This is a genomic window from Stenotrophomonas sp. YJH_SMC_131 (assembly GCF_059367975.1).
Genome location: NZ_JCAFRJ010000008.1, coordinates 118,662 through 133,972, shown reverse-complemented (window position 1 = coordinate 133,972; position 15,311 = coordinate 118,662). Strand labels below are relative to the sequence as shown.

At 67.3% G+C, this 15,311-nt stretch carries 13 protein-coding genes; 7 read left to right on the top strand and 6 right to left on the bottom strand.

All coding sequences use genetic code 11. From position 1 onward, the window contains the following. Positions 1-12: 12 nt before the first annotated feature. Together AC5P56_RS16650 and AC5P56_RS16645 are read right to left on the bottom strand one after the other, a co-directional pair. On the bottom strand, positions 13-663 hold the full coding sequence (locus AC5P56_RS16650; protein ID WP_014647507.1) for a DsbA family oxidoreductase: 651 nt from the start codon (positions 661-663) through the stop codon (positions 13-15). A 92-nt stretch (positions 664-755) separates the two neighbouring features. Beyond that, entirely contained in the window at positions 756-1,706 is a 951-nt protein-coding gene (locus AC5P56_RS16645; protein WP_014647506.1) for a LysR family transcriptional regulator, read from the bottom strand. Positions 1,707-1,838: 132 nt separating this feature from the next. On the opposite strand from AC5P56_RS16645, the gene AC5P56_RS16640 reads away from it, so the two are divergent. Further along, a complete protein-coding gene (locus AC5P56_RS16640; protein WP_197606945.1) occupies positions 1,839-2,729 on the top strand; it encodes a sterol desaturase family protein in 891 nt (296 codons plus the stop codon). A gap of 9 nt (positions 2,730-2,738) precedes the next feature. On the opposite strand, the gene AC5P56_RS16635 is transcribed toward AC5P56_RS16640, so the two are convergent. Further along, the gene (locus tag AC5P56_RS16635) at positions 2,739-3,443 is read right to left on the bottom strand and encodes an AraC family transcriptional regulator (RefSeq protein WP_049440947.1); all 705 of its coding nucleotides are present in this window, start codon (positions 3,441-3,443) and stop codon (positions 2,739-2,741) included. A 183-nt stretch (positions 3,444-3,626) separates the two neighbouring features. Continuing rightward, on the bottom strand, positions 3,627-4,061 hold the full coding sequence (locus AC5P56_RS16630) for a VOC family protein (RefSeq protein WP_014647503.1): 435 nt from the start codon (positions 4,059-4,061) through the stop codon (positions 3,627-3,629). Between the two features lie 337 nt (positions 4,062-4,398). On the opposite strand from AC5P56_RS16630, the gene AC5P56_RS16625 reads away from it, so the two are divergent. Then, a complete protein-coding gene (locus AC5P56_RS16625; protein ID WP_227864519.1) occupies positions 4,399-7,194 on the top strand; it encodes a beta-glucosidase family protein in 2,796 nt (931 codons plus the stop codon). A gap of 98 nt (positions 7,195-7,292) precedes the next feature. Here AC5P56_RS16625 and AC5P56_RS16620 read toward each other — a convergent pair whose 3' ends face one another. Beyond that, complete coding sequence (locus AC5P56_RS16620) at positions 7,293-8,189, bottom strand: LysR family transcriptional regulator (RefSeq protein ID WP_014647501.1); 897 nt, start codon at positions 8,187-8,189, stop codon at positions 7,293-7,295. A 105-nt stretch (positions 8,190-8,294) separates the two neighbouring features. Here AC5P56_RS16620 and AC5P56_RS16615 point away from each other — a divergent pair, with 105 nt between their 5' ends. The 3 genes from AC5P56_RS16615 to AC5P56_RS16605 all read left to right on the top strand — a co-directional run bounded on the left by AC5P56_RS16615 (position 8,295) and on the right by AC5P56_RS16605 (position 12,166). Next, a complete protein-coding gene (locus AC5P56_RS16615) occupies positions 8,295-9,653 on the top strand; it encodes an MFS transporter (RefSeq protein WP_142234901.1) in 1,359 nt (452 codons plus the stop codon). Beyond that, on the top strand, positions 9,653-10,039 hold the full coding sequence (locus tag AC5P56_RS16610) for a DUF4440 domain-containing protein (RefSeq protein WP_197606985.1): 387 nt from the start codon (positions 9,653-9,655) through the stop codon (positions 10,037-10,039). The genes AC5P56_RS16615 and AC5P56_RS16610 overlap by 1 nt, the downstream gene beginning before the upstream one ends. Positions 10,040-10,255: 216 nt before the next feature. Further along, a complete protein-coding gene (locus AC5P56_RS16605) occupies positions 10,256-12,166 on the top strand; it encodes a CocE/NonD family hydrolase (protein ID WP_014647498.1) in 1,911 nt (636 codons plus the stop codon). A 325-nt stretch (positions 12,167-12,491) separates the two neighbouring features. On the opposite strand, the gene AC5P56_RS16600 is transcribed toward AC5P56_RS16605, so the two are convergent. Further along, positions 12,492-13,445: a helix-turn-helix transcriptional regulator gene (locus AC5P56_RS16600; RefSeq protein WP_049407541.1), complete on the bottom strand. Its 954-nt coding sequence runs from the start codon at positions 13,443-13,445 to the stop codon at positions 12,492-12,494. A 394-nt stretch (positions 13,446-13,839) separates the two neighbouring features. On the opposite strand from AC5P56_RS16600, the gene AC5P56_RS16595 reads away from it, so the two are divergent. Beyond that, positions 13,840-14,598 (top strand): SDR family NAD(P)-dependent oxidoreductase, encoded by a 759-nt coding sequence (locus AC5P56_RS16595; protein WP_014647496.1) that lies wholly within the window; start codon positions 13,840-13,842, stop codon positions 14,596-14,598. Positions 14,599-14,727: 129 nt separating this feature from the next. Continuing rightward, positions 14,728-15,180, top strand: a complete 453-nt coding sequence (locus tag AC5P56_RS16590; RefSeq protein WP_014647495.1) for an MgtC/SapB family protein — start codon at positions 14,728-14,730, stop codon at positions 15,178-15,180. Positions 15,181-15,311 lie beyond the last annotated feature (131 nt).

The window sequence follows — 15,311 nt, the reverse complement described above, 5'->3', positions numbered from 1 at the left end:
GGAGGGTGCGGCTCAGGCCGCGACCAGGGGCGCCAGGGCCTGGCGCAGTTGCGGCAGCGGCAGGGTCTGCAGGCGCAGGCCGTTGCCGCCGATCACGGTGGGAATGGAGCGGATGCCGAGGGCAGCGGCGTCGGCACGATCGGCCTGCACGCGCTGGCGTACTGCGTCGCTGCGCATGTGGTCAGCGAAGGCACCACGGGGATGGCCCAGTGATTCGGCGATATCCAGCAGCACTTCGGCGTCGCCGATGTTGCGGTGCTGGTGCAGGTGCGCCCATTGCACCGCGTCGAACATTGCGCCATGGGCATCATTGCCGCCGATCAACCCTGCGGCCTGGCAGGCCAGTGCGCCGAGCCAGCCGGAGGGATATTCGAAGTCCTGTGCGCGCATGCCTTCGATATCGATGCGCGCGCTGTCTTCATGCGCGGCGCAGTCGGTCCAGTGGCGCAGGATGATCGCCTTGGCGCGCTCCATCGAGCCGAACACCTCGACCATCTGCGCGCGCGAGTCCTGCAGCACGAAGCTGCGATGGCGCACCTGGATGCCGAGTTCGGCCGAGACCTGCTGCAGGCGCGGGGCCAGCACGAAGCACCAGCCGCAGACCACGTCGTGGAAGAAGTCGACCACCGGCGCGGCGGTGGCGGGGGAAGGAACGGGAGACATCTGCCTGCCATCGGTGAGAGGGGAGGCGGCAGATTAGGCAGCGCGGCGGGGCCGAAACAGCGCGCCGTGGGCAGCTCAGTTTTCGCTGGCGGTTACGAATCCAGGCCGGCGCAGCGGGGCAGCTCGGCGTGCAGGAAATCGATGAAGGCACGCACCTTGGGTTGCAGGTGGCGCGACGTGGGATAGACCGCATGCACGAAGCGTGGCGGATAGCGGTGGTCGGGCAGCACCTGTTGGAGTTCGCCACGGGCCAGCGCTGGTGCCGCCAGGAACGAGGGCAGGGCGCCGATGCCCATGCCGGCCACCAGCAGGTCGCGCAGCAGCAGGCTGTTGTTGACGGTGACGCGTGCCGGCAGGGTGATGGTCACCTGCCCATCCGGGCCGAGCAGCGGCCAGCTGCCGGGGGAGTCGGACAGGCTGTAGGCCAGCACACTGTGCACCTGCAGATCGTCCACCGACTGCGGTGCTGGACGCTGCCGCAGGTAGGACGGGGCAGCGCACAGTACCTGTTGCAGCGAGGCAAGCCGGCGCGCCACCAATCGCGAGTCGTCCAGCTCGGCACGCAGCCGCAACGACACATCGAAACCCTCACCGACCGCATCGAGCAGGCGATCTTCCATCACCAGGTCCAGCGACAGCTGTGGGTGCTGTTGCAGGAAGCGTGGCAGCAGCGGCGACAGCGTGCTCAGTGCGAACGACTGCGGTGCATTGACACGCAGGCGCCCGGCCACCTCGCCACGCTGTTCGGCGATGCCACGTTCCAATGCGTCCAATTCGTCGAGCAGGCGGCAGCATTCGCGGTAATAGGCGTGGCCGGTCTCGGTCAGGCTCATGCGCCGCGTGGTCCGCTGCAGCAGCACCACGCCCAGGTGCGTTTCCAGCGCGCGCAACTGCTTGCTCAGCCCGGCCGGCGACATGCCCAGGTCTTCGGCAGCGCGGGCCAGCCCGCCGCGTTCGACGATGCGGCGGAAGGCGCGCATCAGGTTGAAGGAATCCATGCCGGTACCGGGCGCGATGAGGGCGCCATTGTAGATCCACGCCATCCGTGGGTGGGGGAAACGCGGTGTCGGCCAAAGGGGGGATATCCACCGAGGCGGGGCGGGTTGCGCCGTTTGTTCAAGCCCGCAACCGTCGTGCCGCGCCAGCATGCAGGCCCCTCACGTTCCGGGTTGCCCATGAAACACTGGATCCTCCGCCTGTATGCCCCGTTGTTCCTGCTCGGTTTCGTTGCCGCCGCCGTCGTCTGGGTCGGCCACCTCCATGGCGATCCGCTATGGCTGCTGGCCTTGCTGGCGGTCGCCATCGCGGTTTCGTTCGCTGCCGAACGTGCCTGGCCGTATGACCCCGCGTTCAACCACGACCACGGCGACAGTCTGCGTGACACCCTGCATGCACTGGTCAACGAAAGCCTGAACCTGCTGTCGATCGCTGCGGTGCCGCTGCTGGCAGCGCTCCTTCCGTGGCAGCTGTGGCCGCTGCAGTGGCCGTTCGTTCTGCAGGTACTGCTGGCCATCGTCTGCGCCGACCTTGGCATTACCCTGGTGCACTACGCCAGCCATCGCATCGGCTGGCTGTGGCGGTTGCACGCGGTGCATCACAGCGTCACCCGCATGTACGGCTTCAACGGCTTGATGAAGCATCCGCTGCACCAGGCGGCCGAAGCAGTGGGCGGCGTACTGCCGCTGCTGCTGTTGGGCCTGCCGATGCCGGTGGCTGCGGTGCTGGCCTTCGCCATTGCCATCCAGCTGCTGCTGCAGCACTCCAACGTGGACATGCGCCCGGGCCTGCTGGGCCGGGTGATGGCGTGGGCACCGCTGCACCGCTTCCACCACATGCGTTACGGCAACGCTGGCGACGTCAACTTCGGCCTGTTCCTGACCGTCTGGGATCACCTGCTGGGGACCGCCTTCGATGCGCCGGGCTATCGGCTGCAGCAGCGCGACCTCGGCATCGGCAGCCAACCGGACTATCCGCGCGATTATCCGGGACAGCTGCTGGCGCCGTTCCGCGAACTGCCGCACGGCGAGGTGCCGGAGCTGCCGGAAGGTCTGCGCAGTCGCGGATGATGGGCCGTGTCAGGCCGCTTGAAGCTGCAGGCCCTGCAGCTGCGCGGCACCGATACCGAACATGCGGCGCAGGCTGCGCGACAGATGGGCCAGATCGGCGAATCCAGCGGCATGCGCACTGTCGGTCAGGGTGTGCCCGCGCAGATGATGCATGAGTGCGCGGCGCAGCCGCTGCCACAGCACCCAGCCGCGCAGGGTCACCGCCAGATCAGACTGGAAACGCCGGTGCAGCTGGCTGGTCGACAGGTGCGCCGCCCCGGCGATATCGGCGGCCGGCACCGGGCCGGGCAGGTGCTGGGCGATACGGGCCAATGCCGCCTGCACGCGGCGGTCCAACGGTTGCGGGCGGCTCAGCCGGGGCAGCCAGCCGTGCAGTTCCAGCGCGTTGCCCGGCAGTGCGTGCAGGTATTGCTGGATCTGTGCGGGATTGGCATGCGTCGGCTCAAGGAACACCGTGCAGCCTGCTTCTGGCGCTAACAGGATCGCGTGCGGCTGGAATGACGGCAGCCACAGCCGCTGGCCTTGCTGCTGCACGCCATCGACCTCGACCTTCCAGGCTGCGCCATCGCTGAGCAGCAGTTGATGGGCGTAGTGCGCGTGCGCGGCGCTGTCACCGGCATGACCCTGCAGCACGGCCACGTGAGCATCCAGCAGCAACGTGCCATTCCAGGGCAGGGTGGGGGAGGACATTGAGGGATTGTAGATCCATGCCATGCGTGGATGAATCTCAATCGAAATCGATTATTTCGACAGACGGATTCACGGCGTCCCCGCAACCGGCCCCCACCCCCGCCAACCCACAGGAAGCCCGCTTTTGCTTCGGCTGTTGCTTCTGAGGTTGCCGGCCAGCGGCCGGCACTACCGCGGGTGCCGGGCGCCGCCCGGCCGTGCGCCCCCTCAGCGCCCGTGCGGATCCGGCCGGTGATGCACGTATTCAACCACGGTGCCATCGGGATGCACCGCATTGAACGCCGCCCCGGTCGGGACTACCTGCAGCGGGAAGATGATCTCGGCGCCGGCGGCGACCAGTTTGTCGTGATAGGGCCGAACGTCATCGACCAGCAGTGTCCCCGTGGTCGAGGTGAACGGTGCCAGTGCCGCCTGGCTGCCTTCGATCAGCAGGAAGGCGCCGACCATCGCCAGGCGCAGCCCGGCTTCCGGGAACGGGAACCCTGCATCGGCTACCACGCCCTGCAACTGCTCGTAGAACGCCACGCTGCGCTCCAGCTCGCCCGGGGCCACGAACACCCGGATCAGCACGCGCGGTGCGCGCTGGCTGGAGGTGTCACAGCGGTCGCGCCAGAGATGATCGAAGTCGCGATGTACGGTCATGGGCTCGATTCGTGGCCAGGGATCTCCATTATCAGCAGCCTCGCGCGGCGCGCTGATGACCGCCAGTGATGGCCTGATAACCATTGGCCGGGTTGCCTCTGTGACTTAGGTCCTGTTGACAGGTGTGAACGCCCTCGCACAATCTTCACAGGATTGGGTCGCCCTGCGCGGCCCGGGCAGGCAGGTTGTCACGCCGGGAGGAGGGTCCCGCGCGCAGACCGGCCCGTCCATCGGCCTGCGGGGCGTTGCCTGGCAACCCCTGCGCGGCATGAACGCTGCACCCTTCGGCGGCACTTTCCCTGGACCGATTGCCTTGGCAACGGAATTACGCCTGCCGATGAAAACGTTTACAAAACCGCTTGCACTGTCTCTGGCCCTGTCTGCCGCACTGGCCGCTCCGGCCTGGGCCGACCCGACCGCGTTCACTGTGCTGACCCTGGAACAGGCGCCCCACGCCGAGGCGATGCCGGCGCTGGCCGCGCAACTGAAGAGCCTGAAGGTGGACGCGGTGAGCGTGCGCCAGGTGCAGCGCGGCATCGGCCAGGTCGATCCGCTGCAGGTGCTGGCCGATGGCCTGGGCTACGAGTACCGCTTCATTGCCGCCGGCAAGGACGATGGCCAGACCCAGCGCGGCCAGGCTGTTCTGACCCGGCTGCCGATCGCCGCTGAATCCGGCCCCGACCAGCCGGGCCTGAACTACCTGCGCCTGGACGATGGCCGCCACACTGTGGCGGTCTATACCGATGCCGGTGCAGGTGCGGCGCAGCTGCCGGCGCTGGTCACCCGTTCGCGGCTGGGCGCACCGGCGGTGCTGCTCGGCGCGGTGGCCGGTGAATCGGCCAAGGCCGCAGGCTTCGATCCGGCGCGTGTGGCGCTGGAAGCCGATGCCAGCTATTTCAGCGACGGCTTCCAGGCCGCCAGCAGCGCGCCGTTCAAGGTGGAAGGCAGCACGCTGCGTGCCACCCTGCTGACCCTGGCCTATGCCGCCGACAAGCACGGCAACACGCCGTGGATGGACACCACGCTCAACGCCGATGCGCGCGCTGCGCTGCTGCTGAAGGCGATGACCGAGGATGAGAAGTTCCAGATGCTGCACAGCTACTTCGGGCTGGGCAAGGACGGCGGCCCGCTGCCGGAAGGTGCGGTCGGTTCGGCCGGCTTCGTGCCGGGCGTACCGCGGCTGGGCATCCCGTCGCAGCAGTCGGCCGATGCCGGTGTCGGCGTGACCAATCCGGGGGGCATCCGCCCGGGCGACTTCGCCACGGCGATGCCATCGGGCCCGTCCACCGCATCGAGCTGGAACCGCGAAGTTGCCTTCGCCGGTGGCGCCACGATGGGCCGCGAGGCGTGGCAGCAGCGCTTCAATATCCTGCTGTCGGGCAGCGTCAACCTGCAGCGTGACCCGCGCAACGGCCGCAACTTCGAGTACGCCGGCGAAGACCCGCTGCTGGCCGGCTCGATGGTTGGCGCGCTGATCCAGGGCGTGCAGAGCCAGCACGTGATCTCCTCGATGAAGCACTTCGCGCTGAACGACATGGAGACCCGTCGCAACTTCCACGACGTGCGCATCGGCGAACAGGCCATGCACGAGTCGGACCTGTTGGCCTTCGAGATCGCGCTGGACGCCGGTCGCCCGGGCGTGGCGATGTGCTCGTACAACAAGATCAACGGCACCTACGGCTGCGAGAACGGCTACCTGATGAACCAGGTGCTGAAGCAGGAATGGAAGTTCCCCGGTTTCGTGATGTCCGACTGGGGTGGCGTGCACAGTGGCTCGAAGGCTGCGCTGGCCGGCCTGGACCAGCAGTCGGCCGGTGAGGTGTTCGACGCGGCGGTGTTCTTCGATGAACCGCTGCGCCTGGCCGTGCATGGCGGCGTGGTGCCGCAGGCGCGCCTGAACGACATGGTGGCGCGCATCCTGCGCACGATGTTCCTGCATGGCAACTTCGACAACCCGCCGCAGCACCAGAAGGTGGATGCCGAGGCCGGCTTCGCCGTTGCCCAGCGCACGGTGGAGGAGGGCAGCGTGCTGCTGCGCAATGAGGGCAACCTGTTGCCGCTGGCCGACAGCGTGAAGCGCATCGTCATCATCGGCGGCCATGCCGACAAGGGCGTGATCGGTGGCGGTGGTTCATCGATGGTGGGCGTGACCGCCAAGGGCACCAACGCGGTGCCCGGCGTGATGCCGACCACCTGGCCGGGCCCGGTGATCTTCCATCCGTCCTCGCCGCTGGAATCGCTGCGTGCGGCGCGCCCGGACGCGACTATCACGTATGTGGATGGCACCAACGCCGCTGCTGCGGCCAAGGCGGCCGCGCAGGCGGATGTGGCCATCGTGTTTGCCACGCAGTGGGCCGCCGAATCGGTGGACCTGCCGGACATGCAGCTGCCGGACAACCAGGATGCCCTGATCTCGGCAGTGGCCAAGGCCAACCCGAAGACCGTGCTGGTGCTGGAAACCAACGGCCCGGTGCGCACACCGTGGCTGGCGCAGGTGCCGGCGATGCTGCAGGCCTGGTACCCGGGCATCCGCGGTGGCGAAGGCATTGCCGCACTGCTGACCGGCCAGGTCAATCCGTCCGGCCGCCTGCCGGTGACCTGGGTGACGGACGAATCGCAGCTGCCGCGCCCGCACATCGACGGCCTCGGCTTCAAGCCGGCCAAGCCGTTCGGTGATGTGTTCGATTTCGATATCGAAGGCGCCAACGTCGGCTACAAGTGGATGGCGGCCAAGGGCCTGACCCCGACCTTCGCCTTTGGCCATGGCCTGTCCTACACCTCGTTCGCCTATGACAACCTGAAGGTGAGCGTGGAAGGTTCGCGCCTGGTCGCCAGCGTCGACATCCGCAACACCGGCAAGCGCGCCGGTGCCGACGTGGCCCAGCTGTACCTGAAGCTGCCGGCCGGCAGCACCACGCCGATCCGCCTGATCGGCTATGACAAGGTGACCCTGCAGCCGGGCGAACAGCGCCGCATCCGCATCGAAGCCGAGCCGAAGACGCTGGCCCACTACGATGCACAGGCGCGCCAGTGGAAGATCGATGGCGGCACCTACCAGGTGCAGCTGTCGCGCAACGCCGCCGAACCGCTGCAGACGGTGGACGTGCAGCTGGTGGAGCAGGTGCTGCGCTGAGGCTTGAAGGCACGGCCCGCAAGGGCCGTGCCTGAAAAAGGGGACGGAGGGGATTAAGTCGTTTATGCATAAACGACTTAATCCCCTCCGTCCCCTTTTCATATGGCGAACCACCCGCGCAGGAAATCAATCAGCTGCCGCACCTTCGGCGAGGGCTGCGTGCTGTGCGGGTAGACCGCGTACACGCTCTGCTGCGGGAAGCGGTGCTGGCGCAGCACCGGGCGCAGGCGGTCCTGGGCCAGGTCGTCCTCGATCAGCCAGCGTGGCAGCACGGTGACCCCGGCGCCGGCCACGGCGAAGGCGCGCAGGCTGCTGGCACCATCCACGCGCACCACTGCATTGCCCGGATTGGTGGCAAACAAGGCGTCGCTGCCGTCGGGCGCGACCACCGGCACGTCGGCCAGGCGCGGGTAACCCAGGCGGGGCAGGGTGCCCAGTTGCACGGGGTCGTTGGCCGCATCGGCAGAGGGCAGGCGTGCCAGCAGGGACGGAGCCGCCACCGCGCACAGCGGGTGCCGTTCCAGTTCACTGGCATGCAGGCCCGAATCGGGCAGACGGCCGAGACGGATTGCCAGGTCGAAGCGCTCGGGAATCAGGTCTGCCGGCGCGGGAGACGTGGACAGATGCAGCTGCAGGGCCGGATGCCGCGCACGGAAGGCTTCCAGTGCGGGAATCAGGCGAAGCTGCGCGTACTCCGGGGTGGTGGTCAGGCGCAGCACACCCTGCAGCTGGTGCTGGTCGCGCCGCGCGGCATCGATTGCCGCCTGCGCGGCATCCAGCGCCTGTACGCAGTGCTGCAGGAACTGCTCGCCAGCGTCGGTCAGGGCCAGGTGGCGGGTACTGCGCAGCAGCAGGGTCACGCCCAGTTCCTGCTCCAGTCGCTTCAGGTTGAAGCTGACCACCGCACGGCTCAGGCCGAGCCGATCGGCCGCTGCGGTCAGGCTGCCGGCCTCGACCACGGCACGGAAGATATCGAAGCGATCGAGGCTGACCATGGCGATTCATTGTCAAAACAGATTTGACAGTGTTGCAGGTGTTGTCGTGTTTTTCCAACAAAGCCCGGACGGCATGCTGGACGCTTCCTTGCTGGAGCACCGCCGATGCCGTCCCCCCGCCTGCGCCATGAGGCGATCTTCCTGCTGGTGTTCGCCCTGGATCTGGTCAACATGTTCATCGCCACGGTGGCCTATCCGGCACTGGCAGCGGAACTGCACGCTGATGTCGGTACCCTGGCCTGGGTGGGCACCGCCTACATGCTGGGCCTGAGCGTGGTGATTCCGCTGGCGCCCTGGTTGGCCGCGCGCTGTGGTGAGCGTCGCCTGCTGCTGGTGGCGTTGCTGTTGTTCGCGGTTGCCGCTGTGCTGGCCGGCGCCGCACCGGGTATCGGCTGGCTGCTGGGCTGGCGCCTGCTGCAGGGGCTGGCCGGTGGCCTGCTGATTCCGGTGGCACAGGCGGCAGCGTACCGACAATGCACGCCGGACCAGCGTGGTGCGCTGACCCGCCGCATCCTGCTGGTGGCGCTGCTGGTGCCCGCACTGGCGCCGGCGCTGGGCGGGTTGCTGGTGCAGTGGTTGTCCTGGCGCGGCGTGCTCTGGGCCAGCCTGCCGTTGGCGGTGGTGGCGATCAGCCTGGTGCTGGCCTGGATGCCGGCCGATGGCGCGCGCAGTGCGCCGCGCCTGCAGGCCTATGCGCTGTCCACCGCGATGCTGGCGCTGGGCGCGCTGCTGCTGGCGTTGACCTGGCTGGGTGAACCCGGCCATCGGGCCGCCGGTGCCGTACTGCTGTTGATCGCAATGCTGTTGGCGGCGGCCCACCTGCGGCATGCACGGCAGCAGGCGCAGCCCCTGCTGCGCTGGTCGCTGCTGTCCCATCGGGGCCTGCGCCTGGCGATGCTGGTCTATCTGGCAGTGCCCGGTGTGTTCATCGGCAGCCAGCTGGTCAGTACCCTGCAGCTGCACCAGGCCGGTTACAGCGCGGCACGCATCGGCGCGTTGATGCTGCCCTGGGCGCTGGCCTCGGCCATTGCGATCACGGCCAGCAAGCGCCTGCTGGCGCGCTTCGGCCCGGCCACGGTACTGCGTACGGGCATGCTCCTGCAGGCCAGCGGCCTGCTGTTGATGGCGCTGCTGCCGCAGCCGGCCTTCGCGTTGGCCGGGCTGCTGTTCGCGCTGATGGGCGCCGGCGGCAGCCTGTGCAGCAGCACCGCGCAGACGCTGGCCTTCCATGGGGTCGAGGGCGAAGCATTGGGCGATGCCAGCGCACTCTGGAACCTCAACCGCCAGCTCAGCTTCTGCCTGGGCACCGCGGCCATCGCGCTGCTGCTGGCATTGGCCATGCAATGGCTGCCGGCCCACGCCACCGGCATGGCGCTGGGTCTGGCCGCGGTACTGACCCTGCTGCCGATGGCGCTGCTGCGCCGGCCGCAGTTGCTCACCCTTTCGCAACCGGAGAACATCTGATGGATACCACCGCAGAACATGAAATCCACCACCTGCACGACAAGCTGCAGGCCTGGTTCCGTGCCGATGTCGGCGCCGATGCGCTGGAGGATCTGATGGCGCACTTCAGCGCGGACTTCAGCATGGTCGGCATCGCGGGTCGCCGATTGGATCGGCAAGCCGTGCAGGCGTTGTTCGCGGGCGGTCACGGCGCGCGCCCCGGGCTGCGGATTTCCATCGACGCCGTGCACGCGGTGGAAGCGCCTTCACCGCTGGCGGTGCTGCGCTATCGCGAAGGGCATTCGCTCGATGGCGGCACGCCTGCATGGCGGGAGTCACTGGCGGTGCTGCGGCAGGAAACCGGGCGCTGGCGCTGGCTGGCACTGCATGAGGTGGTGGTGGCCTGATGTTGTAGAGCCGAGCCTACGCTCGGCTGCTCTTCGGGTAGGTCGCGGCGGTCTGAGCCGAGCGTGGGCTCGGCTCTACAGGACGCGATGCTCCCACATTGGCCGCACATGTGCCATCAGTCCTGCCTGCATCCACCGCAGAATGCAAAGCCCGCACACACTTCATGGCTCGGGGCAGGAGTAGGCTTGGAGCTTTCCTGCCGGGAGGGGTTGTCCATGCGTGTGCGTGCCGTCGCTGTAGCCATTGCCCTTTGCCTGTCCAGCGCCGTGCTGGCCGCCGATACCCCGCCGATGACCCCGGACATCAGCGGCAAGCCCTTCGTTGCCCCCGATGTCGGTCGTGACTACGACAAGCGCGTGGTGATGGTGCCGATGCGTGATGGCACCAAGCTGTATACGGTGATCGTGGTGCCCAAGGGTGCCCGCAATGCCCCGATCCTGCTGACCCGCACCCCCTACGATGCCGCCGGCCGCGCCAACCGCAGTGATTCGCCGCGCATGCGCGACCTGCTGCCACAGGGCGACGAGGTGTTCGTCGACGGCGGTTACATCCGCGTGTTCCAGGACATCCGTGGCAAGTACGGCTCCGAAGGAGATTACGTGATGACCCGGCCGCTGCGCGGGCCGTTGAACAACACCAGGGTGGATCACTCCACCGACGCCTGGGACACCATCGACTGGCTGGTGAAGAATGTGCCGGAGAGTAACGGCAAGGTCGGCATGCTCGGCTCGTCGTACGAGGGTTTCACCGTGGTGATGGCGCTGACCGACCCGCACCCGGCACTGAAGGTGGCCGCGCCGCAGAGCCCGATGGTCGATGGCTGGATGGGTGACGACTGGCTCAACTACGGTGCGTTCCGCCAGGTCAACTTCAACTATTTCGCAATGCAGACCGAGAAGCGCGGCAAGGGCACGCCGCTGCCCAGCCTCGGCTATGACGACTACAGCACCTTCCTGCGCCTCGGTTCGGCCGGTGACTACGCGCGTTTCACCGGCGTGGACCAGCTGACCTGGTGGAAGAAGCTGGTCGAGCACCCGGCCTATGATGGTTTCTGGCAGGGCCAGGCGCTGGACGCGGTGATGGCCAAGACACCGTTGAAGGTGCCGACCATGTGGCTGCAGGGCCTGTGGGACCAGGAAGACATGTGGGGTGCCAACCACGCCTACCAGGCGATGGAAGGGCGCGACAGCGGCAACAACCGCAACTATCTGGTGATGGGCCCGTGGCGGCACAGCCAGGTGAACTACGGCGGCAGCGAGCTGGGTGCGCTGAAGTTCGATGGCGATACCGCGCTACAGTTCCGTCGCGATGTGCTCAAGCCGTTCTTCGACCAGTACCTGGTGGATGGCGCGCCGACGGCCGATACGCCGCCGGTGCTGATCTACAACACCGGCGAAAACCACTGGGACCGCCTGAAGGGTTGGCCGCGCAGCTGCGACAAGGGCTGTGCCGCCAGCAGCAAGCCGCTGTACCTGCGCGCCGGCGGCAAGCTGGCGTTCCAGGCACCGGCGGCGGGCGAGGGGGACTTCGAGGAATACGTGTCCGACCCGGCCAAGCCGGTACCGTTCGTGCCGCGCCCGGTCCGCTTCGGCGACCGCGACATGTGGACCACCTGGCTGGTCAAGGACCAGCGATTCGTTGATGGCCGCCCGGACGTGCTGACCTTCATCACCGAACCGCTGACCGCGCCGCTGCGCATTGGCGGCGCGCCGGTGGTGCACCTGCAGGCTTCGACCAGTGGCACCGACAGCGACTGGGTGGTGAAGCTGATCGACGTGTATCCGGACCAGGAAGCGTCGACGCCGGAGATGGGTGGCTACGAGCTGCCGGTGTCGCTGGCGATCTTCCGTGGCCGTTACCGCGAAAGCTTCAGCGATCCGAAGCCGCTGGCCGCCAACCAGGTGCTGCCGTACCGCTTCGACCTGCCCAACGCCAACCACACCTTCCAGAAGGGCCATCGGGTGATGGTGCAGGTGCAGTCCAGCCTGTTCCCCCTGTATGACCGCAATCCGCAGACCTACGTGCCGAACATCTACCTGGCCAAGCCGGGCGATTACCAGAAGGCCACGCAGCGGGTCTGGCACAGCGCAGCGCAGGCCAGTTACATCGATCTGCCGGTGTATTGAGGTTGATGAGTACGCCGGGTGCGCGATGCCCGGCGGCGGTAGTGCCGGCCGCTGGCCGGCATCCGCGACGGCGCGAGAGCGTGTCGACCAAGGTCGACACCTACCGGGGCTGGCCATGACATGTCGAATCAGGCGGCTTTGGTAGTGCCGGCCGCTGGGCGGCATCCGCGACGGTGCAGGAGCGTGTGGACCAAGGTCGACACCTACCGGGGCTGAGTCATGGCATGTCGAATCAGGCGGCTTTGGTAGTGCCGGCCGCTGGCCGGTATCCGCGACGGTGCAGGAGCATGTCGACCAAGGTCGACACCTACCGGAGCGGGGATCCTCACCCCACCTTCGAGGGGCCCGTACGCCAGCGGCTGGGGACCAGACCGAAGCGCTTGCGGAACGCGGCGGCGAAGTTGCTGGGGTGGCGGTAGCCGCTGGCGGCGGCGGCCTGCTCAACCGTCCATCCGTTTTCGCGCAGGCCCTGTTCGGCATGGCGCATGCGCTGTTCATGCAGGTAGTCGAACACCGAACTTCCATACTGCTGGGCAAAATGGCGGCGCAATGAGCTGGGGCTCATGCAGGCCAGCCGGGCCAGCTCGACCAGGCTGTGTGCATGGCTGGGGTCGTCATGCAGGTAACTGCGTACCCGTTCCAGGCGCTCGCGCTGGCCGGCACGCAGCGTGCGCACCGGGTCGGTCTGCAGATCCTCGGCCTGCAGGCCGAGGGCCAGCAGCTGCAATGCCACGCCTTCGCGCCACAGCGCGTCGATGCCGTCCTGCCACGGGCTGTCGAACAACTGGCCCAGCACCGGCAGCATGGCGTGGGGAATGGCCCAGTGGCGGCATTCCAGGTGCGTGCCAAGCGCTTTTTCCAGCTGTGGCATCTGGAAAACATCCGCGTCGATGCCACCCGGCACGATCACGCTGACCCCGCGCAGGCGCGTTTCGCCGGGGTGCGCCCCGGTCATCTCGATCTGGTCGCGATGGTGGGCGGTCATCGCGGTGCCGGCACGCAGGGTGAAACTTCCGCGTCGCGGGATACGCACGTCGACCTGACCCTGCAGCATCACGCGGATGGCGAGCCCGGGCCGCTGTTGCGCGGTCGCCACATAGGGGAACCGGTTATGCACGTCGGAGGCGATCAGGCTCATGCCACCGCGCATGAACTGTTCGTTGACTTCGCCGCGGCCGGCCCACTGGTCGTCGCGCAGGTGTTCCGGATCAGCGCGGTAATCGAAGCCGTGGCGTTGGCCGAAGCGGCGGTAATCGGCAAAGGTGAAGTATCGGGACATCGCTCGGCACGTACAGGAGGGGAGGCGCTGGCACCATGGCCCATGTGCTGCCCCGCGTAGCGGGCAGCCTGGAAGGCCGGAAAACGCCAGGTTGGAAAAAATGTGTCGAAGAAACTGGAAACGTTTCCCATTGTCGCTGCGAATCATTCGCAGGGGATTTGAATACGGTCAAACCGATTGGTCATTACGGCCAAGTTGAACGGGGTGCCGGACATACGCCAGCGTTTTGCCGCTATATCCGTACTTGATTCCCTACATGAACTTCGGTTGAGGTTTCATTGCTGGAACGATCATCCGCGGACAGGCTGTTGGTCTGCTCGTCACAGCGGCCGGCGTAAGGTGATGGATTGGCGGCCGCGCGCCGCATCGCTACCCCCACCGATGGAGAATGCAGATGATTGATTACCAGCTGACCGGCAAGACCGCGATCGTGACCGGCGGCGTGTCGGGCATCGGCCTGGCCGTGGCACAGACGCTGGCCGCATCCGGTGCCCGTATTTCGGTCTGGGACCTCAAGCAGGATGCGGTGGATGCCACCGTGGCGCAGTTGCGCAGCACCGGCGCACAGGCCATCGGCATCGCGCTGGACGTCACCGACGATGCAGCGGTGGAGGCGGCGGTGCAGCGCACGGTCAAGGAACTTGACGGCCTGCATGTGGCGGTCAACAACGCCGGTATCGGCGGGCCGGCGGCCAGCAGCGGCGACTATCCGATCGAGGGCTGGCAGCGGGTCATCGACGTCAACCTCACCAGTGTGTTCCTGTGCCAGCGTGCGCAGATCCAGGCAATGCGGGCCGCTGGAACCGGCGGCAGCATCATCAACATGGCCTCGATCCTGGGCCAGGTGGGCTATGCCGGTTCCACCGCTTATGCGGCGGCCAAGCACGGCGTGGTCGGGCTGACCCAGACCGCCGCGTGGGAACATGCGGCCGACGGCATCCGTGTCAACGCGGTGGGTCCGGGTTTCATCAGCACACCGCTGCTGGAGAAGATGGACCCGAAGGTGCGCGCCACGCTGGAAGGACGGCACGCGCTGAAGCGGCTGGGCACGGCCGAGGAAGTGGCGGCATTGGTGGCCTGGTTGGCCAGCGACGACGCCTCGTTTGCGACCGGCGCGTACTACGCCATCGATGGTGGCTACCTGGCGCAGTGATGCGTTGAACGCAGGGTGCGGTGCCGCCGGGTGTCGCCCGGCGCTACCGGGTGAACGGACTGTGGCGTGGCCTTCACCTCTGTGCCACGGGGGCCACGCGACGCTCCGGGAAAACCCCGGAGCTTGACCATGGAACTCACCCAGGATGTCTCGATCCTGCTGCGCGTAGCCGCAGCGATGCTGTTTGGCGGCGTGCTCGGCGTCGAGCGCGAGATGGGCAAGCACGCCGCTGGCCTGCGTACGCACATGCTGATCGCGGGGGCCGCTGCGCTGATCGTCGGCCTCGGCGACTCGGTGGCCGAGCATTTCCAGCAGGAGCGCTACCGCGACCTGCTGCAGGTCGATCCGGTGCGCCTGATCGAAGCGGTGGTGGCCTGTGTCGGCTTCGTTGCCGCTGGCACCATCCTGCGTGGGTCACGCGAGGACCAGGTCAGCGGCCTGACCACGGCCAGCTCGCTGATCATGGCAGCGGCCATCGGGATTGCGGTGGGGATCAGCAAGTACGTGATCGCCATCGGGGTGAGCGTGCTGTGCGTGCTGGTGCTGGCGGTGATGCGGCGGTTGGAGAAAAGGATTCCGTAGGGAAGGTCTAGTTGCCGGCCAGCGGCCGCCACTACCATGAGAGCCGTAATGGTCGGACCAATATGAAGTCTAGCCCTATGGTCTAATAGGCACTTCGTCGGAGCGGCGGTTAAATCCGCTGCAAGTGGTCT